This window comes from Rhodococcus sp. SMB37, from assembly GCF_004345605.1.
Classification (GTDB): domain Bacteria; phylum Actinomycetota; class Actinomycetes; order Mycobacteriales; family Mycobacteriaceae; genus Rhodococcus.
The window spans coordinates 366,187-389,881 of record NZ_SLVY01000002.1; the positions used below are offsets into that span (position 1 = coordinate 366,187).

25 protein-coding genes are annotated in these 23,695 nt (G+C 66.2%); 11 read left to right on the forward strand and 14 right to left on the reverse strand.

Going from position 1 to position 23,695, the window contains the following annotated elements:
* Positions 1-49 precede the first annotated feature (49 nt).
* From EV641_RS05065 to EV641_RS05085, 5 genes are all read right to left on the reverse strand, one after another.
* Positions 50-703 carry a response regulator transcription factor gene (locus tag EV641_RS05065; RefSeq protein ID WP_054714660.1) on the reverse strand — a complete coding sequence of 218 codons (654 nt, stop codon included), beginning with the start codon at positions 701-703 and terminating at the stop codon, positions 50-52.
* Positions 700-2,004 (reverse strand): histidine kinase, encoded by a 1,305-nt coding sequence (locus tag EV641_RS05070; RefSeq protein ID WP_158289121.1) that lies wholly within the window; start codon positions 2,002-2,004, stop codon positions 700-702. The genes EV641_RS05065 and EV641_RS05070 overlap by 4 nt, the downstream gene beginning before the upstream one ends.
* Positions 2,005-2,093: 89 nt before the next feature.
* Positions 2,094-3,254 (reverse strand): M20 family metallopeptidase, encoded by a 1,161-nt coding sequence (locus EV641_RS05075; RefSeq protein WP_054714655.1) that lies wholly within the window; start codon positions 3,252-3,254, stop codon positions 2,094-2,096.
* Positions 3,251-4,411, reverse strand: coding sequence for a M20 family metallopeptidase (locus EV641_RS05080; RefSeq protein WP_132471010.1), 1,161 nt, complete (start codon positions 4,409-4,411; stop codon positions 3,251-3,253). The genes EV641_RS05075 and EV641_RS05080 overlap by 4 nt, the downstream gene beginning before the upstream one ends.
* A 62-nt stretch (positions 4,412-4,473) precedes the next feature.
* Positions 4,474-5,172, reverse strand: coding sequence for an enoyl-CoA hydratase/isomerase family protein (locus EV641_RS05085; protein WP_054714652.1), 699 nt, complete (start codon positions 5,170-5,172; stop codon positions 4,474-4,476).
* Between the two features lie 65 nt (positions 5,173-5,237).
* Here EV641_RS05085 and EV641_RS05090 point away from each other — a divergent pair, with 65 nt between their 5' ends.
* Together EV641_RS05090 and EV641_RS05095 are read left to right on the forward strand one after the other, a co-directional pair.
* Complete coding sequence (locus tag EV641_RS05090; RefSeq protein ID WP_132471011.1) at positions 5,238-6,047, forward strand: purine-nucleoside phosphorylase; 810 nt, start codon at positions 5,238-5,240, stop codon at positions 6,045-6,047.
* Positions 6,044-7,516 (forward strand): phospho-sugar mutase, encoded by a 1,473-nt coding sequence (locus EV641_RS05095; protein WP_132471012.1) that lies wholly within the window; start codon positions 6,044-6,046, stop codon positions 7,514-7,516. The genes EV641_RS05090 and EV641_RS05095 overlap by 4 nt, the downstream gene beginning before the upstream one ends.
* 7 nt (positions 7,517-7,523) lie before the next feature.
* Here the strand turns inward: EV641_RS05095 and EV641_RS05100 are convergent, their stop codons facing one another.
* The gene (locus tag EV641_RS05100; protein WP_347238213.1) at positions 7,524-8,060 is read right to left on the reverse strand and encodes an MspA family porin; all 537 of its coding nucleotides are present in this window, start codon (positions 8,058-8,060) and stop codon (positions 7,524-7,526) included.
* A gap of 339 nt (positions 8,061-8,399) precedes the next feature.
* A complete protein-coding gene (upp, locus tag EV641_RS05105; RefSeq protein ID WP_054719849.1) occupies positions 8,400-9,023 on the reverse strand; it encodes a uracil phosphoribosyltransferase in 624 nt (207 codons plus the stop codon).
* Between the two features lie 90 nt (positions 9,024-9,113).
* On the opposite strand from upp, the gene EV641_RS05110 reads away from it, so the two are divergent.
* The 5 genes from EV641_RS05110 to EV641_RS05130 all read left to right on the forward strand — a co-directional run bounded on the left by EV641_RS05110 (position 9,114) and on the right by EV641_RS05130 (position 12,532).
* Positions 9,114-9,473, forward strand: coding sequence for a type VII secretion target (locus EV641_RS05110; RefSeq protein WP_132471013.1), 360 nt, complete (start codon positions 9,114-9,116; stop codon positions 9,471-9,473).
* Entirely contained in the window at positions 9,473-10,489 is a 1,017-nt protein-coding gene (locus EV641_RS05115) for a C40 family peptidase (RefSeq protein WP_132471014.1), read from the forward strand. The genes EV641_RS05110 and EV641_RS05115 overlap by 1 nt, the downstream gene beginning before the upstream one ends.
* Before the next feature lie 71 nt (positions 10,490-10,560).
* Positions 10,561-10,899, forward strand: a complete 339-nt coding sequence (locus EV641_RS05120) for a hypothetical protein (protein ID WP_132471015.1) — start codon at positions 10,561-10,563, stop codon at positions 10,897-10,899.
* 49 nt (positions 10,900-10,948) lie between these two features.
* Positions 10,949-11,248 carry a YbaB/EbfC family nucleoid-associated protein gene (locus tag EV641_RS05125; protein WP_054719482.1) on the forward strand — a complete coding sequence of 100 codons (300 nt, stop codon included), beginning with the start codon at positions 10,949-10,951 and terminating at the stop codon, positions 11,246-11,248.
* A 57-nt stretch (positions 11,249-11,305) separates the two neighbouring features.
* Positions 11,306-12,532 (forward strand): primosomal protein, encoded by a 1,227-nt coding sequence (locus EV641_RS05130; RefSeq protein ID WP_132471016.1) that lies wholly within the window; start codon positions 11,306-11,308, stop codon positions 12,530-12,532.
* 34 nt (positions 12,533-12,566) lie between these two features.
* On the opposite strand, the gene EV641_RS05135 is transcribed toward EV641_RS05130, so the two are convergent.
* Genes EV641_RS05135 through EV641_RS05145 form a run of 3 tightly spaced genes read right to left on the reverse strand, consistent with a single transcriptional unit; the run spans position 12,567 to position 15,369 of the window.
* Complete coding sequence (locus EV641_RS05135; protein WP_132471017.1) at positions 12,567-13,655, reverse strand: adenosine deaminase; 1,089 nt, start codon at positions 13,653-13,655, stop codon at positions 12,567-12,569.
* Positions 13,656-13,673: 18 nt separating this feature from the next.
* Positions 13,674-14,957: a thymidine phosphorylase gene (locus EV641_RS05140; RefSeq protein ID WP_132471018.1), complete on the reverse strand. Its 1,284-nt coding sequence runs from the start codon at positions 14,955-14,957 to the stop codon at positions 13,674-13,676.
* Entirely contained in the window at positions 14,950-15,369 is a 420-nt protein-coding gene (locus tag EV641_RS05145; RefSeq protein ID WP_054718361.1) for a cytidine deaminase, read from the reverse strand. The genes EV641_RS05140 and EV641_RS05145 overlap by 8 nt, the downstream gene beginning before the upstream one ends.
* A 253-nt stretch (positions 15,370-15,622) precedes the next feature.
* On the opposite strand from EV641_RS05145, the gene sdhC reads away from it, so the two are divergent.
* From sdhC to EV641_RS05165, 4 genes are read left to right on the forward strand one after another with little or no spacing between them, the layout of a single operon-like run.
* The gene (sdhC, locus tag EV641_RS05150) at positions 15,623-16,030 is read left to right on the forward strand and encodes a succinate dehydrogenase, cytochrome b556 subunit (protein WP_132471019.1); all 408 of its coding nucleotides are present in this window, start codon (positions 15,623-15,625) and stop codon (positions 16,028-16,030) included.
* Between the two features lies 1 nt (position 16,031).
* Positions 16,032-16,472: a succinate dehydrogenase hydrophobic membrane anchor subunit gene (locus tag EV641_RS05155; protein ID WP_054718355.1), complete on the forward strand. Its 441-nt coding sequence runs from the start codon at positions 16,032-16,034 to the stop codon at positions 16,470-16,472.
* Positions 16,473-16,487: 15 nt separating this feature from the next.
* Positions 16,488-18,239 (forward strand): succinate dehydrogenase flavoprotein subunit, encoded by a 1,752-nt coding sequence (sdhA, locus tag EV641_RS05160; protein WP_054718352.1) that lies wholly within the window; start codon positions 16,488-16,490, stop codon positions 18,237-18,239.
* Positions 18,239-19,018, forward strand: a complete 780-nt coding sequence (locus EV641_RS05165; protein WP_054718349.1) for a succinate dehydrogenase iron-sulfur subunit — start codon at positions 18,239-18,241, stop codon at positions 19,016-19,018. Before sdhA ends, EV641_RS05165 begins: the two co-directional genes overlap by 1 nt.
* Before the next feature lie 128 nt (positions 19,019-19,146).
* Here the strand turns inward: EV641_RS05165 and EV641_RS05170 are convergent, their stop codons facing one another.
* The 4 genes from EV641_RS05170 to EV641_RS05185 all read right to left on the reverse strand — a co-directional run bounded on the left by EV641_RS05170 (position 19,147) and on the right by EV641_RS05185 (position 23,485).
* Positions 19,147-20,202: a YhjD/YihY/BrkB family envelope integrity protein gene (locus tag EV641_RS05170; RefSeq protein WP_132471112.1), complete on the reverse strand. Its 1,056-nt coding sequence runs from the start codon at positions 20,200-20,202 to the stop codon at positions 19,147-19,149.
* Positions 20,203-20,220: 18 nt separating this feature from the next.
* Positions 20,221-21,270 (reverse strand): tryptophan--tRNA ligase, encoded by a 1,050-nt coding sequence (trpS, locus tag EV641_RS05175; RefSeq protein ID WP_054720404.1) that lies wholly within the window; start codon positions 21,268-21,270, stop codon positions 20,221-20,223.
* An 84-nt stretch (positions 21,271-21,354) separates the two neighbouring features.
* Complete coding sequence (locus tag EV641_RS05180) at positions 21,355-22,158, reverse strand: exodeoxyribonuclease III (RefSeq protein ID WP_241996838.1); 804 nt, start codon at positions 22,156-22,158, stop codon at positions 21,355-21,357.
* Positions 22,159-22,261: 103 nt separating this feature from the next.
* Complete coding sequence (locus EV641_RS05185; RefSeq protein ID WP_132471021.1) at positions 22,262-23,485, reverse strand: NADP-dependent isocitrate dehydrogenase; 1,224 nt, start codon at positions 23,483-23,485, stop codon at positions 22,262-22,264.
* Positions 23,486-23,695 lie beyond the last annotated feature (210 nt).

Genomic DNA, 23,695 nt, shown 5'->3' on the forward strand with positions numbered 1-23,695 from the left:
CCCTGCAGCAGCGATTTTCGGGGTAGCTCGGGCGAGCTACCCCGAGCGCTCAGGCCCGGCCCTGGACGTGCTCGAAGTAGAAGACGACCGCCTGAGTGCGGTCGCGCAGGCCCAGCTTCCCGAGGATTCGCCCGATGTGGGTTTTCACCGTTTCCTCCGCCACCGACAGCTCCGACGCGATTTCCGGATTCGACCTGCCGCGCGCCATCACCTGCAGGACTTCCCGTTCCCTCGGTGTCAACGCCGATGCCCGACCGGATTCCACGACCGCAGTGCCCTTGCGCCTGGCGAATTCGGCGATCAGCCGGGTGGTGACCGACGGTGCGAGCATCGACTCCCCCGCTGCGACCGTACGCACACCGGTGATGAAATCCGACGCGGACGACTGCTTCAGCAGGAACCCGCTGGCTCCGAGACTGAGCGCGTCGTAGACGTAGTCGTCGAGGTCGAAGGTGGTCAGCATCATCACTCTGGTGCGATTGTCCGGCCTGGTGAGTACCGCCTCCGCAGCGCCGATTCCGTCGAGCCTGGGCATCCGGATGTCGAGGACCACGACGTCGGGATCCAATGCTGCGACGAGCTCGACCGCCTCCGCGCCGTCCTCCGCAGATCCCACCACGTCGATGTCGCTCTGAGTGTTCAGCACCGCGGCAATTCCGTCGCGGACGAGTGCCTGGTCGTCGGCCACCACCACGCGGATCACTGCCTACCCTCCACATCGTCGAGCACTCCCCGAGGCTCAGTACCCGGGCAATCGAACGCAACGTCGACCACGAACCGCCCACGATCGTCCGGGCCCGTATGCACAATGCCCCCGTACGCCACCACACGCTCGCGTATTCCGATCAACCCGTGCCCGCCACCGACGAACGCCGAGCGACCGGGCGCGAGAGCGTTGCGGACCGTGAGTCGCGCAAGGCCGGCGCCGATCCGAACGTCGACGGCCACGGATTGTCCTGGCGCATGCCGATTGGCATTGGTCAGAGCCTCCTGCAGGATTCGGTACATTGCAGACGAGATCTCCCGCGGCACAGCACCCAGGACCCCGACGACGCGCACCTCCACCTGTTGTTCCGACGACCCGCGCCACCCCGCAACCAGATCCTCGAGCCGCTCGAGCGTCGGAGCCACCGATCCACCCTGCTGAGTTTCGGGTCCGCGGAGCACATCGACAACCATGCGCATCTCGGTGAGCGCGGTCGCCGCTGCGGTATGGATCTCGTCGAAGGTGCGGCGTGCCCCCTCCGGTAACTCCGGGTGGGCGAACGTCGCTGCCTGCGTCTGTACTGCGATCATCGACATGTGGTGGGCAACCACGTCGTGCAGTTCACGCGCGATCCGCGTGCGCTCCTGGGTGATGATCGCGCGCTGCTCCTGCTCCTGGCGCAACCCTCGCTCCACCACCAGATGTTCCTCGACCGCGCGCAGTCGCCGAAAGACCGCGCCGGCAGCCACGATCCCCGTGGCGGCAACAGCGATCATCGCGACCGCATGCAGCGGCAGGCCGACCGTCCACATTGCAGGTAGGACGACCAGGATCAGCGACGTCGACGCCGCAGCCGAGACCACCCGAAGCGGCCGGTCCGAGGCGAGTGCGATCAGTGCCATACCGGCCGAGATGCAACTTGCGACCGGCCATGGCACGACTTCGTCCTGGACCAGCCCCGAGACCGTGCCCGCAGCAAACCCGAAGGTCATCAGTTGCCAGGTCACCAGCGGGCTCGCGAACACGAACACCAGCGGAAGCACTTGTACCGCCCCGAGCAGATAGGCGGCCACGACCCACGGCACCATGTCGGTCAGCTGTCCGACCGACGTGCCGAACAGCAGGGTCAGCAACAGCACTGCACCGACGAGACCTGGTGTTCCGCTGCGTCCGCGCGGGCGCAGCGGGGCGTACGACGTCTCCGGTGTCCACGCTTCGACAACGGCCCGGACCTGGCCGGAGGCGACATCCCGGACACGTGATGATGGGGCGGTCGCCCTCGATCTCGTATGGAGCACACCCGACACTAGGTCGATGGTTCGTCGTCGGGCATCCCCCCGGAGAGCTATTTATCTTGCGGGGGAATCCGCACCGCCCCGCAAAAGAGCTATCCGACCGCGCCGAGCGCAAGGTTGGTCAGTACCCGCACACCCACCGGGAGTGCCCGTTCGTCGAGATCGAACGTCGGCTGGTGGATGTCGAGTTCGGGCCCGGAGCCGGACCACACACCCAAGCGACCCATCGCACCGTGAATCTGCTCGAGGTACCACGAGAAATCTTCGCCCCCACCGGATTGCGGAGTATCCGACAGCGCGTCGGGGCCGGCCGCCCGGATCGCGTCCTCGAACACCCGCGCCGAGATCTCGTCGTTGACGACGGGCGGCACGCCGCGACGGTAGTGCAGTTCGTAGCTCACCCCGGTGGGAGCGAGGAGGCCGTGCACGATCTCACGGACCATCGGTTCGAGAAGCTCCCAGGTCTCGTGGTCGCCGGTGCGCACCGTACCGGCCAGCATTCCAGTGCGCGGGATGGCATTCGGGGCCTTGCCCGCACTGACGGCACCCCACACCATGACGGTGCCGGTGCGCGGATCGATCCGTCGGCTGAGCATGCCCGGGAGTCCGGTGATCACGGTGCCAAGTCCGTAGACGAGATCACCCGTCAGGTGCGGACGCGACGTGTGCCCGCCGGGGGAATCGAGAACGAGCTCGATGGTGTCGGCGGCCGAGGTGATCGCTCCGACCCGCATTCCCACCTTGCCGACCTCGAGCCGCGGGTCGCAGTGCAACGCGAAGATGCGGGACACGCCGTCGAGACCTCCGGCCGCGACGACATCGAGGGCACCCCCTGGCATGACCTCCTCGGCGGGCTGGAACACCAGCCGCACACCGACGGGTAACTCGGGCACCGCCGCAAGAGCCAGGCCCGCTCCCAGCAGCACGGTCGTGTGTGCATCATGACCACACGCGTGGGAGACACCGGGAACGGTCGACGAGAAGTCGAGTCCCGTCATCTCCTGCAGCGGTAACGCATCCATGTCGGCACGCAACGCGATTCGCGGCCCGTTCGTCGGTCCGAGATCGCAGATCAGACCGGTTCCCCGGGGCAGCACCTTGGGTGTGAGCCCGGCCGCTGTCAACCTGGTTGCGACGAATTCGGTGGTGGCATACTCCTGCCGTGCCAACTCGGGGTTGGCATGGATGTGCCGGCGCCAGGCGATCAGGTCGCCGGCGTGCTCGTCGATCCATTTCTCCACGTACGGGTTCACCGGCGGCCCACCCCTTCGAGCAGGCGGGCACGCTGACCTGGGTCGACAGCAACGCGGGCCGCGGTCGCGGCGAGTGCGCGGGCGCCGTCGAGAAGGGCGCGGTCGGCGGACTCTGTGATACACGCGGCCGCGAATGCTTCCTGGTGTGTGACGGCTCCACCCGAGTCGAGACCGATGACGGGGTGTATTCCTGGCAGGACGTTCGTCACGTTTCCCATGTCGGTGCTGCCCAGCGGGCGGAACCCTTCCTCTTCGACGGGCAGCGGTGTGCGCCCTAGACCGATGATCTCTTCACGATATGCCTGCACCAGCCACGGGTCCGGGGTGAGTTCGGTGTAGGTGGGCGACACCGTCCGGATGCTGTGGGTGCATCCGGCGGCGAGAGCGCCGGCCTCGAAGCAGTGTCCGGCGCGTTCACGGAGATCGTCGAGCAGGCCGGCAGTGGTCGCGCGCAGGTAGTAGAGCATCTCGGAGTGCCCGGGCACGATGTTGGGTGCGGCTCCGCCGTCGCTGACGATGCCGTGGATCTGCTGCCCCGGGATCAGGTGTTGTCGCATGAGACCGATCGCGACCTGCGCGACGGTTGCCGCGTCGGCCGCATTGCGCCCGTATTCGGGTGCCGCGGACGCATGCGCTTCCCGTCCGACATAGGAGACGGCGATGTCGGCGAGCGCAAGCGAGGTCGCCCCGGTGATGTCGAAGGGCCCCGGATGGACCATCAGAGCGGCACCGACGCCGTCGAACTCGCCGCGCTCGAGCATGAGGACCTTGCCACCACCGGTTTCCTCGGCCGGAGTGCCGATCACGCGCACGGTGACGCCGAGTTCGTCCGCGAGCGCGGCCAACCCGATCCCGGCCCCGACAGCCGCGGCGGCGATGATGTTGTGCCCACATGCGTGCCCGATTCCGGGAAGCGCGTCGTATTCCGCGCAGAACGCGAGAACCAGCTCGCCACTGCCGTATCGGGCGTCGAATGCGGTCGGGAGATCGGCGACGCCGGTGCGGACCTCGAACCCGGCGTCGCGGAGGACCTCGACGATCTTGGCGGCGCTGCGGTGTTCGCCGAACGCCAGTTCCGGCTCTGCGTGGATCGAATGCGACAGTGCGATCAAGGTGTCTGAGGCAGCCTCGATCGCACTGTCGGATTCGGTCGTCACGATGCCCAGTCTGTCATGCCGGACGGGCGCATCCGACGATGCCACGCTCCCCCGGGCGATGATCAGCCGAGCCGGAAGTTGGACTCGTCCGTCTTCGTCTGCAGCGCCTCGATCAGCGGCGCATGCAGGCCGCGCTTGATTCCGCCCAGGTTCTTGCCGCGGGTCGAGGTCAGCGCCGCAGCCTTCTCGACGGCCGCTGCGAGGACTCCGTCACCGTCCACGTGCTGCTCTGCGATGCCGGCGGCAACTGCGTCGACGCCTCCGAATCGGCGACCGGTGGTCATCGCGTCGACCGCGGTCTGGATGGGAAGACGCTCTCGCATCAACGTGGACATTCCGACGGTGAACGGCATGTTCAGGTTCACCTCGGGCAGGCACCAGAAACCACGATCAGCGCGCATCACCCGAAAGTCGTGGGTGAGGGCGAGCATCGCGCCTGCTCCGAAGGCGTGCCCCTGCACGGCGGCGATCGTCGGCATCGGGAAGGTCAGGATCCGCACGAAGAGTTCGTGCACCGAGTCGAGGTATCCGGGCAGGTCTGCCAAGTTGCCGAAGATCCAGTCGGTGTCGAGGCCGTTGCTCCAGAACTTCCCGGTTGCGGCAGTGACAAGGGCAGCGGGGCCCTCATGCGCCTCGACCTCGTCGAGCCGGTGGTGCAGCTCGATGAGCATGTCGGGGTGGAAGCGGTTCTCGTTGACCTCTTCGCCTTGGTTGCCGAGGTACAGGACGAAGACGTCGCCGTCGCGTTCGAGGTAAGCCATGATCGCAAGAATACCCCGATTCCTACTCGTGAGTAACTTCCGAGTTGCCGCTAGGGTCTGACCTCATGGGAACACCCGAGATCCTCGATCCCGCCGCCACGGCGAAGGCCGCGGCCGACGTCGTCGCCGAACGCACCGGCATCACCGAACACACCATTGCCGTCGTTCTCGGTTCGGGCTGGCGCGCTGCAGTCGACCGCTTCGGCGAACCCACCGCAAGCATTCCGATGGGTGACCTCCCCGGCTTCGCGCCACCCACCGCGGCCGGCCACCCTGGCACCGTGCACTCGTTCACCGTCGGCGACAATGCGGTGCTCGTACTCGCAGGACGCACCCACGCCTACGAGGGCCACGACCTGAGCCGGGTCGTCCACCCGGTACGCACCGCAGTCGCCGCGGGAGCACACACCGTGATCCTCACCAACGCCGCGGGGGGTGTCGATCCCGATCTCGGAGTGGGACAGCCCGTTCTCATCTCCGACCACCTCAATCTCACCGGCCGCTCGCCGCTCGTCGGCGCCCAGTTCGTCGACCTCGTCGACGCGTACTCCCCCGAGTTGCGAGCGCTCGCCCGCGAGATCGACCCCTCGTTGCCCGAGGGCGTCTACGCCGGACTGCCCGGGCCGCACTACGAGACACCCGCCGAGATCCGGATGCTCCGCGTCCTCGGCGCAGATCTCGTCGGCATGTCGACGGTGCACGAGACCATCGCCGCACGCGCGGCGGGTGCGCGCGTCCTCGGCCTCTCGCTGGTCACCAATGCGGCGGCAGGCATCACGGGCGAGCACCTCAACCACGCGGAGGTCCTCGCCGCGGGGCGAGAGGCCGCGACCCGCATGGGTGATCTCCTGCGCGATCTGGCGGCCGGGCTGTGACCCTCCGGTTCGGGACCGCGGGGCTGCGCGGTCCCGTCGGCGACGGACCGGACTGCATGAACGTTCCCAACGTCGTGCGCACCACCGCGGGCCTCGCGGCATGGCTCGCCGGACAGGGACAGCGCGGCGGCACAGTCGTGGTGGGGCGCGACGCACGCACCGGGTCCGCAGAGTTCTTCACCGCGACCGCCGAGGTACTCGCCGCCGCCGGATTCGACGTCGTCGCCCTCCCCCGACCACTTCCGACCCCGGTCACCGCCTACGCGGTACGGGAACTGAATGCAGTTGCGGGAGTACAGATAACCGCGTCGCACAACCCGGCATCCGACAACGGCTACAAGGTGTACCTCTCGGGTGGAGCCCAGATCGTGTCGCCGGCCGACAGGCAGATCGAGGCGGCGATCGACGACGCACCGGAGGCCGACTCGGTCCCTCGCGCGGCAGTGGCGACCTCGGGCAGCGACCTCGTCGACCGCTACCTCGCACGGGTGGCGTCGTTGCCACGCTCGCCGCATCGGGACCTGAAGATCGCGTTGACGCCGCTACACGGCGTCGGAGGCGAGACGGCGGTCGCCGCGCTGCATGCGGCCGGATTCACCGATGTGCACGTCGTCGCGACGCAGTTCGAGCCCGATCCCGCGTTCCCGACGGTCGCATTCCCGAACCCGGAGGAGCCGGGCGCCGTCGATGCCTTGCTCGAACTCGCTGCCGACGTCCACGCCGACATCGCGATCGCGTTGGATCCGGACGCCGATCGCTGCGCAGTCGCAGTTCCCACTCAGGCCGGGTGGCGGATGCTTCGCGGTGACGAGACCGGAGTGCTGCTCGGCGACCGGATCCTCGAGAACGCACCGGCCGGGTCCCTGGTGGCGACGACCATCGTCTCGTCGACCCTGCTCAGCACACTGGCCGCCGCGCGCGGAGCCCGATTCGCGCAGACCCTCACCGGCTTCAAGTGGCTCACCCGAGCCGGTGAGGGTCTCGTCTACGCATACGAGGAGGCCATCGGGCACTGCGTCGACCCCGATGCTGTACGTGACAAGGACGGGATCGGCACGGCCGTCGTGGTCGCCGATTACGCAGCCGAACTGAAGGAATCGGGTCGCACGCTCGTCGATGCACTCGACGCCCTGCACCGCGAGTTCGGGCTGCACGTGGGCGACCAGGTGGCGATCCGCGTCACCGACCTCGCCCAGATCGACACGATCATGGCGAAGTTGCGGTCGGAGCCACCCTTCACGCTGGCCGACGAGCCCGTGACCCTGACCGATCTGGCGACCGACCCGGGACCACTGAACACCGACGCACTCGTCTTCGAGGGCGCCACTGTCCGAGTCGTGATCAGACCGTCCGGCACCGAACCGAAACTCAAGTGCTATCTCGAATCGGTGGCCCGCACGGGCAATCGCGATACTGCGACGAAGTCGCTGGACTCATTGCGCCGCTGGGCAATCGGGCTCGCCGGCTGAGCACGAGTCAGAGCCGGACAGGCTTTCCGTAGGTGATGGCGACGTCGTTGGACGACGTGACCGCCTTGGCGTAGGGCCGGATCGTGACCGGCCCGATCGCGCCGGACACCGATCCGCGGATACCCGCGAAACGCACCGTAGTGGAGTCGCCGTCGAAGGTGTGCTCTTCGATGATCGGCGCATCGGTGATACCCCCGGGCGCGAGCTCGACCTCGAGTTCCTGCTCCGGGACGAGCGACGCCTCCCAGGCGTTTCCGGTACCCAGGTCGACTCCCACTGCCAGGTCCGGGATGAGCTCCACCCCGAGATTCGCGCTGTTGTCACCTCCGACCGTCAGGCCGGGAGTGATGACGTGGGCGACCGCTCCGGGCAACGCGGCCGGATATCCGATCTGGTATCCGACGGTGAGTTTCGTACCCGCGGCCTGCGCCGCTTCATACCCGGTGATCCGGACGGATGTCGTTCCGTCTGCAAAGAACTCGACGCTGAGCGGCGAACTGTCGAGTGGTGGGTACATCTGGATCGACGTATCGGCCTGCGCCACTTCGATCGCGCGGCCACCCTCGAGGGGGGAGGATCCGGGAATTGTCGATGTCGGCGGAGGCCGCGGCGGGGTTGGCGAGGACAGCGAGCGTCGACGCCGCACCCAGCGCGGCAATCCGGAGCGGGGTTTTCAAACGTGTGTGAAAAAGGGTGTCGCGCATCGTATTTACCTGTTCCGCAGAGGTCATTCGGTCACAACGGACGTTGCGAACAGGGAGCAGCGTATAGAGGCGGGGTCACTGTCCGTGGCGGAGCCGGTCTCCGTACGGTTACGAAACAGAAACACTCTTGCGTCACACCAGGACCATTGGTCACATACGTAACATACCCCTAGCGGGTATTAACGTGGTCCGAATTGACGATCGCCGGCGTCGCCCAGACCCGGAACGATGTACTTCGCCTCGTTGAGTCCCTCATCGATCGACGCGGTCACCAGACGAACCGGATGCCCCGACGCAGCGAGCGTCTCGACTCCCTGCGGCGCCGCCACCACGCACACCGCGGTAATGTCGGTCGCGCCTCGCGACGCCAGCATGTCGAGCGTCTGCACCATCGAACCCCCGGTCGCGAGCATCGGATCGAGTACGAACACCGGCAGCCCCGACAGGTCCTCGGGCAACGACTCCAGGTACGGCACCGGTTCGAAGGTCTTCTCGTCGCGAGCCAGACCCACGAAACCGACCTGAGCCTGTGGGATCAGAGCGTGCGCCTGCTCGACCATGCCGAGCCCGGCACGCAGAACCGGGACGAGCAGCGGCGGTTGCTTCAACCGAACGCCGGTCGTGACGGTCACGGGTGTCCGAACTTCGAACGTCTCGACCGGTGCCTCGCGCACCGCCTCGTAGATCAGCATCTGGGTGAGCCTGCGCAAAGCGTGCCGGAAGGCAGCGTTGTCGCTGCGTTCGTCCCGCAGGATCGTGAGCAGGGAAGCAGCGAGCGGATGGTCGACCACGAGCGAATCCATGAATCGAAGGATAGAACGAGGGAACCGCGGGGCCGTCCGGTGCGTCGAAACAATGTGACACACGTCCAACGGTGAACGAGGAGACACGCGGTGCCCCACCCAGAGACTGACACCGGAACACTTCATGCCGATACCGAGGTGATCGCGGGATTCGGCCGCGTCGCCGCCGACCTCGCCGAACAGATCGACCAGGCCGCACTCCAGACCAGGACGAGCGACCCCGCCGGGCTCACATCCCTGCTCGGCCCGGTCGGCGCAGGCTTCGTCGCGGCGTTCACCGCCGCACACGACGGCCACTCCCGCGAACTGGACCGGATCCGCGAGGTCCTCTCGGGGATGGGCACGACAGCGACACTGACTGCTGCCGCATACGAACGTACCGAGAGGGAGACGATCACGTCCCTGCGTGGCATCGCGGAGGAACTCGAGATCCGCGAGGCCGCCCTGTGATGGCCGGGGTGGGGGCAGACGCACTCGTCTCGCCCCTGCACGATCTACTCGGAGCGTTCGGCTCGGACGTGCCGCCTGGTTCGGACCCGGGCAGCAACCTGCGTGCCGGGTGCGCGATGGCAGAGGAAGCGCACGCCACCTGCCGGAGTGCGCTCGCAGAGCTCTCGTGGGGGTGGACCGGGACCGCCGCCGAGGCCGCGCTCGGCAGCGGCGAGAGGATCCTCGCCGACACCCTCGGTGCCGTCGATCGGGGGATCGAGCTCGCCACCAGCGTGCTCGACGCCACGGTCACGGTGGTCATCGGGGCGGCCGAGTTGAAACGCATCATCGATTCGTTCGTCGTGCTCGCCCAGCAAGCAGCACCCGCGCTGGCCCTCCCGCAGGGGCAACTGATGCTGATCACAGCCGCGATCGAACACATCTCCGAGGGTCTGGACGTACTCACACGGGTGGTTACCGCACTCTCCGAGCTCACCTCGACGGTGACCGCATTGATCCCCGAGCCGCCGGTGGGGCCTCCGACACCGAGCGAGGGCGGCACCGTATCCGCCGCGTCCGGGACTGTGTCGACGGGATCCGGTGAGATATCCACGATGGGCGGCTCGGCACCCGCGGTCGGTGGCGAGGTCGCGGTGACCCTGCCCGACGGCACCGTCGCACATGCCCCGAACCCGACCGCCGCCGAAGCCGTTCGCCGCGCACTCGACCAGCAGGGAACTCCGTACGTGTGGGGTGGCACGACTCCGGGCCGCGGACTCGACTGCAGCGGCCTGACCCAGTGGGCATACGGGGAGGCCGGTCTCGAGATTCCGCGTCTCGCAGAGGAACAAGACGTCGGGACACCTGTCGACTCCGGGTCCGTGCTGCCGGGCGACCTCGCGGTCTGGGACGGGCACGTCGCAATGGTCGTCGGTGGCGGGATGATGGTCGAAGCAGGCGACCCTGTCGCCGTGACCCCCATCCGCACCACGAACGGCGGGATGGGCTTCCAGGGCTTCTACCGGCCCACGGCATGAGGCGAGGCCCGGCCCGAACTCCCTCCTGCATCCGAGGGAACCGATACGCCGTCCGGTGCGTCCAACCGTGTATGGACACCAACCAGACGATCCCGGTGACAGCCACCGCGCAGAACGCCGCCGGCACCATCCGGGTCCGCGCCACCGACGAAGGCCTTCCGATCGATCTACGCATCGACCCGCGAGAACTCCGATTCGGAGCCGCTCAGCTCGCCGAGGCCATCGTGGCGCTGAATCGGCGGGCCGCACTCGAAGCGGCGATTCTTCGGCGTGAGCAACTCTCCGCTCAGGGCGTCCACAGTGATGTCCTCGACCGGATGGGCATGCCCACCCGCGACGACCTCCCCGATCTCGAACACGACGAGGGCGGTCACGGCACGCATCCGACCTGGATGCACCGGCCCCTGTAGATCCTGCGACCGAGCACTCGACACCACATCAACGGAAGGACGACAGGCCATGAGCGAGCAACAGGTCGAGGAGATCGTCGACCGCGTACGCACACAGCTCGGTGTACTCGAGCACACACTCGACGGACTCGGTGCGGTACGCGGTTCCGCGAGGAACGAGGACGGCAGCATCGTCGCGCACATCGACGGTCGAGGCGCCCTGGCAGGCCTGGAACTTGCCGAATCGGTGACTCGGCGCGACGCTGTCGAGCTCGGGGCGGAGATCCTCGCGGCCGTTCACGAGGCCGCGCGCCGGGCGGGCGCGGAACGCGCCCGGCTGCTTCAAGACCTCCGGAGCGCGCTCGGGTGACGCTTTTCTCCCCTCCCCCGCTATATCTTCGGCGCTGCAATGGCTAGGCTTCGCGCCATGGCTGGAGACATCGTCCCGATCGAGCTCGGTCTCACCGACGGCGACCTCGTCACCTTGTGGGCGCCCAAGTGGCGCGAAGGTGACGACGAGTGGGAGGCCTTCCTCGGCCACGGTGACGACCTGTACGGGTTCCCGTCGGTCGCGCACCTCGTCGCGTTCGTGCGCGCGAACAACGACAACGACCTCGTCGAGCATCCGGCGTGGCCGGTCGTGTCGAAGCTCGCTGCCGTCGAGTTCGAGCCCGATGAGGCGCACGCGTTCGATCTGATCGGGGTCCCGGAGCTCGTGGCCGGCGATCTCGAGCCGGTCTTCGTCTCGGAGCTCCAGGACACTTTCGACATCGTCAGCATCCTCGGCGACGTGTGCGAGCTCGATGTGGTCACCAAATTCTTCGAACGCCCCGAGGTGGACACCGCGCTTCGGTACGGCGTCGCGGCGTTCGACGACCGCACCGGCGCGGAGCTGTGGAACAAGCTCGGTGCTGCGGTCGCCGAGGACTGGGACGCCGTGATCGACGCGCTCGACGCGGTCGTCACGATCCCGGACACCGACGAGGCTGCCGTTTCGGAGATCGAGTCGGAACTGGTCGCGGTCGACGAGAACGACGTCGAGGCGGACGACGCGGTCGATGATGCCGAGGACGACGAGTACGAATACGTCGACGACGAGGCGGGCGACGACTTCTGGGCGTCCGTGGGCATCGATCCCATCAAGATCATCACCTCCGAGGGCACGTGGTTCACACTGCGGTGCTACCTCGACGATGACGCCGTGTTCCTCGGCTCCGAGGGCTCGATCCTCGTATTCGGGTCCGAACGTGCGCTCGGCCGGTACCTGGCCGACAACCACGACCACGACCTGGCACCGCTGGAGACATACGAGGCCATCCGGCACGCCGCCACGGACGGCTCACTCGAGGTCGCGGTCACCGAGGACAACGTCTACGTCCTCACGGGGATCGCCGACGACATCGTCGAAGGCATCACCGCGGTCGATCCCGAGCAGATGGAACTCGCCGTCGAGCTGTTCACCGATGCCGCGAACTACGTCGGCGAGGACGCAACCGACGCGGCACTCGCCGGTTCGACCGAGCTGGGCTGGTTCGTCAACTACGTGATCGAACCGGATTCGAGCAGACTCGCCCCGAGTGCGCCGTTCGATGCAGAGGCCGTCGCGTGGCGCGACCTCGAACGTGAGTTCGAAGCCCACCTGCGCAAGCTGTGAGGCGTTCCGCGCGGTCGAGTACCGAGCCGGGTACTCAGCCGACGAGCACTGCGTAACCGGGCTTGATGACGTCATCGATCAGTTCGAGGCGTTGGTCGAACGGGAGGAACGCCGACTTCATCGCATTGATGGTGAAACGCTCCAGATCCGACCACCCGTAATCGAACGCCCCGACCAGCCGAGTCATCTCCCGCGTCATCGTGGTGTCGCTCATCAGCCGGTTGTCGGTGTTGACGGTCACCCGGAAGCGCAGACGGGCAAGCAGGTCGAAGGGATGCTCCTCGATGGTCCGCACGGCACCGGTCTGCACATTGGAGCTGGGGCACAGTTCCAGCGGAATCCTCTTGTCCCGCACGTAGTTCGCAAGCAGGCCGAGGGTTGCCGTGCCGTCCGGATGCACCGTGATGTCGTCGACGATGCGTACGCCGTGCCCGAGACGGTCGGTGCCGCAGAACGCGACTGCCTCGTGGATCGACGGCAAGCCGAACGCCTCACCGGCGTGAATGGTGAAGTGTGCGTTCGCGGCGCGCGTGTACTCGAACGCATCGAGGTGCCTGCTCGGAGGATTTCCGGCCTCGGCGCCCGCGATGTCGAATCCGACGACTCCGCGGTCGCGGAATCGCACGGCCAGTTCGGCGATCTCCCGAGAACGCGCGGCATGCCGCATCGCGGTGAGCAGGCACCCCACCCGAATGCGTCGCCCACTGGCCGCTGCCACTGCCGATTCCCCCGCGCGGAACCCTTCGAGGACATGCTCGACCACACGGTCGAGACTCAGACCCCGCTCGAGGTGTTGCTCGGGCGCGAACCGGACCTCGGCGTAGACGACGCCGTCTTCTGCGAGGTCGATGACGCATTCCCGCGCGACCCGCTCGAGCCCCTCGGGAGTCTGCATCACGGCGACAGTGTGCTCGAAGGTCTCCAGGTAGCGCTCGAGCGACCCGCTGTCGGCGGAGCCACGGAACCACGAGGCGAGCCCGTCGGCCGTATCGGCCGGCAATCGATGACCGCAGTCATCGGCGAGTTCGAGGATCGATTCGGGCCGCAGCCCGCCGTCCAGGTGGTCGTGCAGGACCACTTTCGGCGCGACCCGAAGCCGCGTCCCTCCCGGCTGCTCGTTCATGTCCCGGACGGTAGTCGCCTACTCGGCGATCCGCTCGATGACGAGTGGCCGCCGTTCCGGGAGCTCCGCCCCGATGCGTACTCCGCCGCGCAGGTCTGCCAGCGCGGCCGGGAACATCTGCGGCGTGTCGGTGTGGAGTGTCGCGATCGGCTGGCCGGCACGGACCGAATCGCCGGGCGTCACGTGAAGTTCGACACCCGCACCTGCCTGCACAGCGCTGCCCTGTTGTGCACGCCCCGCTCCGAGCCGCCATGCGGAGAGCCCGACGGCCATGGCATCGAGGCCGACGAGGACGCCGTCCGACTCGGCGCACACGGTCTCGGTGTGGTGCGCGGTCGGCAGCGGCGCATCGGGGTCGCCACCCTGGGCGACGATCATCGAGCGCCAGCGATCCATCGCGGCTCCGTCGCGTAGCCGGTCGGCGGGATCGATGTCGTGCACACCCGCCGCCGCGAGCATCTCACGGGCGAGTGCCAAGGTCAGTTCGACGACGTCGTCGGGGCCGCCGCCCGCGAGCACCTCGATCGCCTCACATACTTCGAGGGCATTGCCTGCGGTGCGTCCGAGCGGTGTGTCCATCCGGGTGAGCAGAGCGGTGGTGCTCAGGCCGGCATCGGAACCGAGTTCCACCATCGTCCTGGCGAGCTCTCGGGCTTCTCCGAGTTCCTTCATGAACGCCCCGCTGCCGACCTTCACATCGAGGACGAGCGCGCCCGTGCCCTCGGCGATCTTCTTGCTCATGATCGAACTAGCGATCAGAGGGATCGATTCGACCGTGCCGGTGACGTCGCGCAGCGCGTAGAGCTTCCGGTCGGCGGGAGCCAGGTCGGCACCAGCGGCGCAGACGACTGCACCGACTGCGGGATCGGTGAGGATCTCGGCTATCTCGGCAGTGCTCAGCTCGGCACGCCAGCCCGGAATCGATTCGAGTTTGTCGAGCGTGCCCCCGGTGTGCCCGAGTCCGCGACCCGACAGCTGAGGCACCGCCACGCCGCACGCTGCCACCAACGGGGCGAGAGGAAGGGTGATCTTGTCACCCACTCCCCCGGTGGAATGCTTGTCGACGGTGCGCAGGCCCAGCCCGGTGAAATCGAGTCGCCGGCCCGAGTCGATCATCGCCGTCGTCCAGCGTGAGGTCTCGGTGCGACTCATTCCGCGGAAGTAGATGGCCATGGCGAGCGCGGACATCTGCTCGTCGGCGACGATCCCGTGGGTGAACGCTTCTATCACCCAGTCGATTTCGGATCCGGTCAGTTCGAAGCCGTCGCGCTTGCTCCGGATGATCGAGGTGATCTCAGGCATGGTCACCACCGTCGGCGACGATCGCGGCAAGATCCTCGGGGCCGAAGGCGTCGGGTAGGAGTTCCGACATCGGGCGGGCACCGGCGGTGGTGTCGATGAGCAGACCGGGGCCGCCGTGTTCGAGAAGGACCTGCCGGCATCGGCCGCACGGCATCAGCAATGCCCCGCGCGCGTCGCACACGGTGACCGCTCGAAGACGTCCCCCACCACCGGAGATCAAGTTACCGACGAGTACGCATTCGGCACAAAGACCCAAGCCGTGTGAGACATTTTCCACATTGCAGCCGCTCACCGTCCTGCCGTCCACAGCGAGAGCAGCAGCCCCCACCGGAAACTTCGAGTAGGGCGCATAGGCGTGCCTCATAGCTTCATGTGCATTGGCGCGCAAGGACTTCCAATCAATCTCCGGCACAATCCCACATCCTTCCATGGTGGTCCACGCAACGATTCGACGCCCCCACCGCCCGCGATCACAGTTGGAAAGGCAAACCTAACTTACGTTTTCAGGCCGGTACGAATCAGCCGGGAGATTAGTTCCCGGCTTTGCGATGGGTTTAGAGTCATGCCAAGTCGGTTCAGGTTTCACGTCGGGCCCGGTACTGCGGTTTTCCACAGGCGAGAGCGGCTCGACGCGTCCACCATTGACGTTGGAGGCACAGCACTCGATGAGCAGCACGACTGAAGCCGCCCCCGCACCGGCGGGGCGCACACGGTCGCTATACCGGGGGGACCCCGGAATGTGGTCCTGGGTTCTACACCGGATCACCGGCGTGGCGACGTTCTTCTTCCTATTCGTCCACGTCCTCGATACCGCACTCGTCCGGGTCAACCCCGAGACCTACGACGCGGTCATCGAGACCTACAAGAACCCGATCGTCGGCCTGATGGAGCTCGGCCTGGTGGCCATGGTGCTCTACCACGCCCTCAACGGCTTGCGCGTCATGCTCGTCGACTTCTGGTCCAAGGGCCCGAAGTACCAGCGCGTGATGCTCTGGACGATCCTGGCGATCTGGTTCGTGGTGATGATCCCCGCGACCATTCGCATCTTCTACAACATGTTTGCGGGGCACTGACATGACTGAAGCGAAGACCCTCGGCACGTCGTACGACCGCCCGGCGAGCCTCGACAACCCACGCTCCCCGCGTCGCTCGGCGAAGAACAACTTCGAGCTGTACGCGTGGATGTTCATGCGCTTGTCCGGCGTCGCACTGGTCATCCTGGTGCTCGGCCACCTGCTGATCATGCTGATGCTCGACGACGGCGTTCACCGCATCAACTTCGCCTTCGTTGCGGGTCGCTGGTCCAGCCCGTTCTGGCAGGTCTGGGACCTGTCGATGCTGTGGCTCGCACAGCTGCACGGCGGCAACGGCCTGCGCACCGTCATCGCGGACTACGCACGCAAGGACTCCACCCGGTTCTGGCTCAACACGATCCTGGTCGTGTCGATGATCCTGATCATGGGTCTGGGCACCTACGTGATCTTCACCTTCGATCCCAACATCGTTGCGAGCTAGGGGAGCCAAGACTTCATGCAGGAACATCGTTATGACGTGGTCATCGTCGGTGCAGGCGGCGCCGGAATGCGCGCCGCGATCGAAGCCGGCCCCCGGGCCCGCACCGCGGTTCTGACCAAGCTCTACCCCACTCGCAGCCACACCGGCGCCGCACAGGGTGGCATGTGCGCCGCCCTGGCGAACGTCGAGGAAGACAACTGGGAGTGGCACACATTCGACACCGTCAAGGGCGGCGACTACCTCGCCGACCAGGACGCCGTCGAGATCATGGCGAAGGAAGCCATCGACGCCGTCCTCGACCTCGAGAAGATGGGTCTTCCGTTCAACCGCACGCCCGAGGGCAAGATCGACCAGCGTCGATTCGGTGGCCACACCCGCGACCACGGCAAGGCCCCCGTCCGTCGCGCGTGCTACGCAGCCGACCGCACGGGACACATGATCCTGCAGACGCTGTACCAGAACTGTGTCAAGCACGACGTGGAGTTCTTCAACGAGTTCTACGCGCTCGACATCGCGCTGACCGAGACCGAGAACGGTCCGGTCGCGACGGGTGTCATCGCCTACGAGCTCGCCACGGGTGAGATCCACGTCTTCCACGCGAAGTCGATCGTGTTCGCCACGGGCGGCTCGGGCCGTATGTACAAGACGACGTCCAACGCCCACACCCTCACCGGTGACGGCCTGGGCATCATCTTCCGTAAGGGCCTGCCGCTCGAGGACATGGAATTCCATCAATTCCATCCGACGGGACTGGCCGGACTCGGCATTCTCATCTCGGAGGCGGTCCGCGGTGAGGGTGGCATCCTACGCAACGTCGACGGCGAGCGCTTCATGGAGCGGTACGCACCCACCATCAAGGACCTCGCCCCCCGCGACATCGTCGCGCGCTCGATGGTTCTCGAGGTGCTCGAAGGCCGCGGTGCCGGACCGAACAAGGACTACGTCTACATCGACGTGACCCACCTGGGCGAAGACGTCCTCGAGGAGAAGCTCCCCGACATCACGGAGTTCGCGCGCACCTATCTCGGCGTCGACCCGGTCACCGAGCTCGTTCCCGTGTACCCCACCTGCCACTACGTCATGGGTGGTATTCCCACCAATGTCGAGGGTGAGGTGCTCCGCGACAACGACAACGTCGTCCCGGGTCTGTACGCGGCCGGCGAGTGCGCATGCGTGTCCGTGCACGGCGCCAATCGCCTCGGCACCAACTCGCTCCTCGACATCAACGTGTTCGGCCGCCGCGCCGGCATCGCTGCCGCGGAGTACGCGAACAGCCACGACCACGTGGACATGCCGGAGAACCCGACGAGGTACGTCGATGACTGGCTCGACCTGATCCTCCACCAGGGGGGCAGCGAGCGCGTCGCCGATATCCGTCGCGACCTCCAGCAGTCGATGGACAACAACGCGTCGGTGTTCCGCACCGAGGAGACGCTGACCCAAGCGCTCAACGACATCCACGAGCTGAAGAAGCGCTACAAGGAAATCACGGTCCATGACAAGGGCAAGCGCTACAACAGCGACCTGCTCGAGGCAGTCGAGCTCGGCTTCCTGCTCGAGATGGCCGAGGTGACCGTCGTCGGTGCCCTCAATCGCAAGGAATCGCGTGGCGGTCACGCACGCGAGGACTACCCGAACCGGGACGACGCGACCTACATGAAGCACACCATGGCTTACAAGGTGGGCGAGGACCTGATCTCCGACATCCGCCTGGACTACAAGCCGGTGGTCCAGACCCGGTACGAGCCCATGGAGCGTAAGTACTGATGACAACTCTCGAGAAGAACGACAACGCCCCCGCGTCCGAGCTGCCTCCCGTGCCCGAGGGCGCGACCATGGTCACGCTCAAGATCGCCCGGTTCAACCCGGAGGACGACAAGGGCCAGCACTGGGATTCCTTCCAGGTTCCCGCGCTTCCCACCGACCGCATGCTCAACCTGCTGCTGTACGTGAAGGGCTACCTCGACGGCACCCTCACGTTCCGCCGCAGCTGCGCACACGGTGTCTGCGGCTCCGACGCGATGCGGATCAACGGCGTCAACCGCCTGGCCTGCAAGATCCTGATGAAGGACATGCTGCCCAAGGACGGGAAGCCGGTCACCATCACGATCGAGCCCATCCGCGGTCTTCCGGTCGAGAAGGACCTCATCGTCGACATGGAGCCGTTCTTCGACGCGTTCCGTGCCGTCAAGCCGTTCCTCATCGCGACCGGTAACGAGCCGACCCGCGAGCGCATCCAGTCGCAGCACGACCGCGCACGTTTCGATGACACCACCAAGTGCATCCTGTGTGCGTGCTGCACCACCTCGTGCCCGGTGTACTGGAGCGACGGCAGCTACTTCGGTCCCGCTGCCATCGTCAACGCTCACCGCTTCATCTTCGATTCGCGTGACGAAGGTGCCGCCGAGCGTCTGGATATTCTCAACGACAAGGAAGGTGTGTGGCGCTGCCGTACCACCTTCAACTGCACCGACGCGTGCCCTCGCGGCATCCAGGTGACGAAGGCGATCCAGGAAGTCAAGCGTGCGTTGATGTTTGCACGCTGACAGCAGACCACCTCTGCAGCCCCATCGAAGGCCCGCACACTCGTGTGCGGGCCTTCGATGTTCAAGAACCGTGTGCTCTCAGCCGGGAACGACTACACCCGCAGTTCACATCCGAGCCGGGAACCCGATCAGTGGCGTGCACGCCCGGTACCGCTACGGCGTGCTCTGGCGCCGACGAGCGCGCCGCCGAGCACACCCGCGCCGAGCAGAGCCAGTCCCCCGCGCACACCCGGGCCCTCCTGGACCTGGACACGAGGCGTGATCACCGCGGGATCCGGTGCGGGAACGTGCGCGAGCGCGAGATTCGCCTTCGTCGACGCGGCAAACGCGGTGCAGAACAACACGAGCTGCGCGGTGATGTTTCCGAACACGAGGATGCCGAGAATCGGGCCGAACGCGACGCCCGCGGGTCCCTGGAGGACCCTCTCCAAGTAGATCGATCCGGCCTGCTTGAGGATCTCGAAGCCGACGCCTGCGATCACGCCGGCGAGGATCGCACTGCGGAACGTGACCGGTTCGCGTGGCAAACGCGCAATGACCCAGGTGAACACCGCGCTTGTGGCGGCGGTCGCGATGAGGAGCGCCGCGATACGCAGCAGCACGCCCACCCCGACGATGTTCTCGATGTTCAGCAGTTCCACGATCCACCGCATCACCGGCCCGCTACTGACCGCCGACAACCCCAACGACACGATCATCGCGAGACCCAGACTGATCAGCGCACCGCCGTCCTTGAGCTTCACGACGAGGAAGTTGCCCTTCTCGCGCGGGTTGTCCCACATCGCAGTGAGCGCGTCACGCAGGTTCGCCATCCAGCCGAGACCGGCGTACGACGCGGTGATCAGACCGATGACACCTACCGCACCGCGGGAATCGATCGCGGAATCGATGATTCCCTGGACCGTGCTGCCGAGCTCACCGGGGATGTTCTCGGTGATCGCATCGCTGATCTGCTCGAGCATCTCCGGCCGACCGGCGAGGACGAAACCGGCAATCGAGAACGCGACCATGATGACCGGGACGATCGCGAGGACCGTGAAGTATGTGAGACCCGCGGCGTAGTAGCTGCCCTTGTGCTCCTGATATCGCATACCGGAACGCACCAGATGGTCGAGCCACGGCCGGGCCGCACGTTGGCGTTCGAGGAATCCGGGCTTGTCGTCGACGTCGGGGCCACCGACCATCTGGGTCTCCTTACGCAATCACTTTCGCGGTAGGAATCCCACCTTGTCATAGACCTGGGCCAGTGTCCGGGAAGCCACCTCACGTGCCCGGTCCGCACCGTTCGACAGAATTCGGAGCAGTTCCGCCTCGTCAGCGAGGTACTCGTCCACCTTCGCTCGCAACGGTGTGACGAACTCGGTGAGTACCTCTGCGGTGTCGCCCTTGAGGTCGCCGTAGCCCTTGCCTTCGTACCCGGCGACGAGTTCGTCGATCGAGCGGCCCGACAGCGCCGACTGGATGGTGAGCAGGTTGCTCACGCCCGGCTTGCGCTCCGGATCGAACCGGATCTCGCGGTCGTTGTCGGTCACCGCCGACTTGATCTTCTTCGCCGAGACCTTCGGATCGTCGAGCAGATTGATCAGGCCGGCGTCGGTAGCTGCCGACTTGCTCATCTTCGACGTGGGATCCTGCAGATCGTAGATCTTGGCGGTGCCCTTGACGATCAGGGCTTCCGGGACGACGAAGGTCTTCCCGAAACGCTTGTTGAAGCGCTGCGCGAGGTCGCGGGTGAGCTCGAGGTGCTGCCGCTGGTCCTCACCGACCGGGACCTGGTGGGCGCGGTAGAGCAGGATGTCCGCAGCCATGAGCACCGGGTAGGTGAACAGGCCGACGCTGGCGTGCTCGGAGCCCTGCTTGGCGGACTTGTCCTTGAACTGCGTCATGCGGCTCGCCTCACCGAAACCGGTGAGGCAGTTGAGCACCCAGGACAGCTCGGCGTGCTCGGGAACCTGGCTCTGCACGAACAGCACGGAGCGCTCCGGGTCGATCCCGATAGCCAGCAACTGCGCAGCCGCGACGAGGACCCGCTTGCGCAGTTCCTTCGGCTTCTGCGGCACGGTGATGGCGTGCAGGTCAGGGATGAAGTAGAAGGCGTCGTTCTCGTCCTGCGCAGGAACCCACTGCTGCAACGCACCGAGGAAGTTCCCGAGGTGGAACGAATCCGACGTGGGCTGGATACCCGAGAGCACCCGTGGCCGCGCGGCGGGGCGGGCGTCCTGCGCTGTGGCGTTCTGATCTGCAGTCGACATGACCTCGATAATTTCACGCACCGGTTTCCGGGGCCGAACGAGGTCGAGAAGTGCCGTCGTGATCGCCGTCGCGATCGACGACGCCTACTCGAACGTGACGGTGACCGGGGCGTGGTCCGACCAGCGCTCGGCATAGGTCGCGGCGCGCTCGACCCGCGCGTCGGTCGCCCGGACAGCCAGGGCCGGGGTCACGAGGTGGTAGTCGATCCGCCAGCCGGCGTCGGCGTCGAAGGCCTTGCCGCGGTACGACCACCAGGAATAGGGGCCTGCGACGTCGCCGTGCAGGTCGCGTGCGACGTCGAGCCATCGACCGGTCGCGAGCAGGTCATCCATCCAGGCCCGCTCGCCGGGCAGGAAACCGGACTTCTTGACGTTGCCCTTCCAGTTCTTGATGTCGCGCTCGGTGTGGGCGATGTTCCAGTCGCCGCACACCACCATGTCGCGGCCTGCCGCGATGACGTCGGCCGCGCGCTCCCCCAGGTACGCGGCGAAGCCCTTCATGAAGCGCTCCTTGTCATCCTGCTTCGGGGTATCTGCTTCACCGGTGGGCAGGTACAGACTGCCGATCGTCACGTCCCCGAAATCCGCCTCGATGTAGCGGCCCGAGTCGGCGAACTCCTCGACGTCGAAACCCACACGCACGGCGTCCGCCGGTATGCGCGACAGTATCGCAACGCCCGCGCGTCCCTTTGCAGACGCCTCGGCTCCCCCGACATGCCAACCGGCGTCCAGCGCCGGCGCGATCGCGGTGTGGAACTGCTTCTCGCTCGCACGTACTTCCTGGAGACAGACGACGTCCGCAGAGGAGGTTTCGAGCCACGCGAGCAGGCCCTTGCCGGCCGCTGCGCGCACGCCGTTGACGTTCACGGTGGTGATGGTGAGGGACACGCCGGACACCGTATCCGACACCGCCGACGGACAGGAAACACGGGACGCCCCTGATAGGACGTCCCGTGTCGTCATGCACTCCGATCATCGAAGCGACGGGCTTCTAGTGCGAGGCGCGGGCCTTCTGCAGGTTCTCGTCGAGCGCACCGAGGAACTCCTCGGTGGTCAGCCACGACTGTTCGGGGCCGACGAGCAGCGCGAGATCCTTGGTCATGATGCCCGCCTCGACGGTCTTGATGACAACGTCTTCGAGCGCCTGCGCGAACTCGATCACGTCGGGAGTGTTGTCGAGTTTGCCGCGGTGCTCGAGACCTCGGGTCCAGGCGAAGATCGACGCAATCGGGTTGGTCGACGTCGGCTTGCCCTGCTGGTGCTGCCGGTAGTGCCGGGTGACGGTGCCGTGTGCAGCCTCCGCCTCGACGGTCTTGCCGTCCGGTGTCATCAACACTGAGGTCATCAGGCCGAGAGAGCCGTAACCCTGCGCCACGGTGTCCGACTGGACGTCACCGTCATAGTTCTTGCAGGCCCAGACGTAGCCGCCCTCCCACTTGAGGGACGACGCCACCATGTCGTCGATGAGGCGGTGTTCGTAGGTGAGTCCTGCAGCGTCGAACTCCGCCTTGAACTCTTCCTCGTAGATCCGCTGGAACTCGTCCTTGAACATGCCGTCGTAGGCCTTGAGGATCGTGTTCTTGGTCGACAGGTAGACCGGGTAGTTGCGCTGCAGACCGTAGGACAGTGAGGCGCGCGCGAAGTCCTGGATGGACTTCTTGTAGTTGTACATCCCCATGACGACGCCGCCGTCCTCGGGAATCCTGCAGACCTCGTGCTCGATCGGCTCGGAGCCATCGTCCGGTGTGTAGGTGATGGTGACAGTGCCGGCTCCGGGGACCTTGAAGTCGGTCGCGCGGTACTGGTCGCCGAATGCGTGACGACCGACGATGACCGGCTTGGTCCAGCCCGGAACCAGCCTCGGCACGTTGGAGATGATGATGGGCGCGCGGAAAATGGTGCCGCCGAGAATGTTACGGATGGTTCCGTTGGGCGAACGCCACATCTTCTTCAGGCCGAACTCCTCGACGCGCGCTTCGTCGGGGGTGATGGTCGCGCACTTGACGCCGACGCCGTACTTCTTGATGGCGTGTGCGGAGTCGATGGTGACCTGGTCGTCGGTCGCATCGCGATTCTCGATGCCGAGGTCGTAGTACTCGAGATCCACATCCAGGTAGGGATGGATGAGCTTGTCTTTGATGAACTGCCAGATGATGCGAGTCATCTCGTCGCCGTCGAGTTCGACGACCTTACCCTCAACCTTGATCTTGGACATACGCGGTTCGTGTCCTCCTTGGACGGCAGTCGAGTCCCCGATCGGCCGCACTTCAGGAATACGGCCGCCTTCGGCTCAGGTATCCGAGCGTGGCTCTGCACGCGTCCGGTGCGGAGCCAAACAGAACAAGCGTACTGCTATTCGATACGCACACAACCCCGGTCACACCCCTCGCAAACACTACTGACCGGTAACTTTTACCCCTCCCGA

Coding starts and splice junctions, on each gene's coding strand:
- EV641_RS05130 (WP_132471016.1), top strand. CDS start 11,306: ATGGCTGGAGACATCGTCCCGATCGAGCTCGGTCTCACCGACGGCGAC.
- sdhC (WP_132471019.1), top strand. CDS start 15,623: ATGAGCAGCACGACTGAAGCCGCCCCCGCACCGGCGGGGCGCACACGG.
- EV641_RS05165 (WP_054718349.1), top strand. CDS start 18,239: ATGACAACTCTCGAGAAGAACGACAACGCCCCCGCGTCCGAGCTGCCT.
- trpS (WP_054720404.1), bottom strand. CDS start 21,270: ATGTCGACTGCAGATCAGAACGCCACAGCGCAGGACGCCCGCCCCGCC.
- EV641_RS05140 (WP_132471018.1), bottom strand. CDS start 14,957: ATGCCTGAGATCACCTCGATCATCCGGAGCAAGCGCGACGGCTTCGAA.
- sdhA (WP_054718352.1), top strand. CDS start 16,488: ATGCAGGAACATCGTTATGACGTGGTCATCGTCGGTGCAGGCGGCGCC.
- EV641_RS05090 (WP_132471011.1), top strand. CDS start 5,238: ATGGGAACACCCGAGATCCTCGATCCCGCCGCCACGGCGAAGGCCGCG.
- EV641_RS05185 (WP_132471021.1), bottom strand. CDS start 23,485: ATGTCCAAGATCAAGGTTGAGGGTAAGGTCGTCGAACTCGACGGCGAC.
- EV641_RS05170 (WP_132471112.1), bottom strand. CDS start 20,202: ATGGTCGGTGGCCCCGACGTCGACGACAAGCCCGGATTCCTCGAACGC.
- EV641_RS05115 (WP_132471014.1), top strand. CDS start 9,473: ATGGCCGGGGTGGGGGCAGACGCACTCGTCTCGCCCCTGCACGATCTA.
- EV641_RS05125 (WP_054719482.1), top strand. CDS start 10,949: ATGAGCGAGCAACAGGTCGAGGAGATCGTCGACCGCGTACGCACACAG.
- EV641_RS05085 (WP_054714652.1), bottom strand. CDS start 5,172: ATGGCTTACCTCGAACGCGACGGCGACGTCTTCGTCCTGTACCTCGGC.
- EV641_RS05135 (WP_132471017.1), bottom strand. CDS start 13,655: ATGAACGAGCAGCCGGGAGGGACGCGGCTTCGGGTCGCGCCGAAAGTG.
- EV641_RS05155 (WP_054718355.1), top strand. CDS start 16,032: ATGACTGAAGCGAAGACCCTCGGCACGTCGTACGACCGCCCGGCGAGC.
- upp (WP_054719849.1), bottom strand. CDS start 9,023: ATGGATTCGCTCGTGGTCGACCATCCGCTCGCTGCTTCCCTGCTCACG.
- EV641_RS05120 (WP_132471015.1), top strand. CDS start 10,561: ATGGACACCAACCAGACGATCCCGGTGACAGCCACCGCGCAGAACGCC.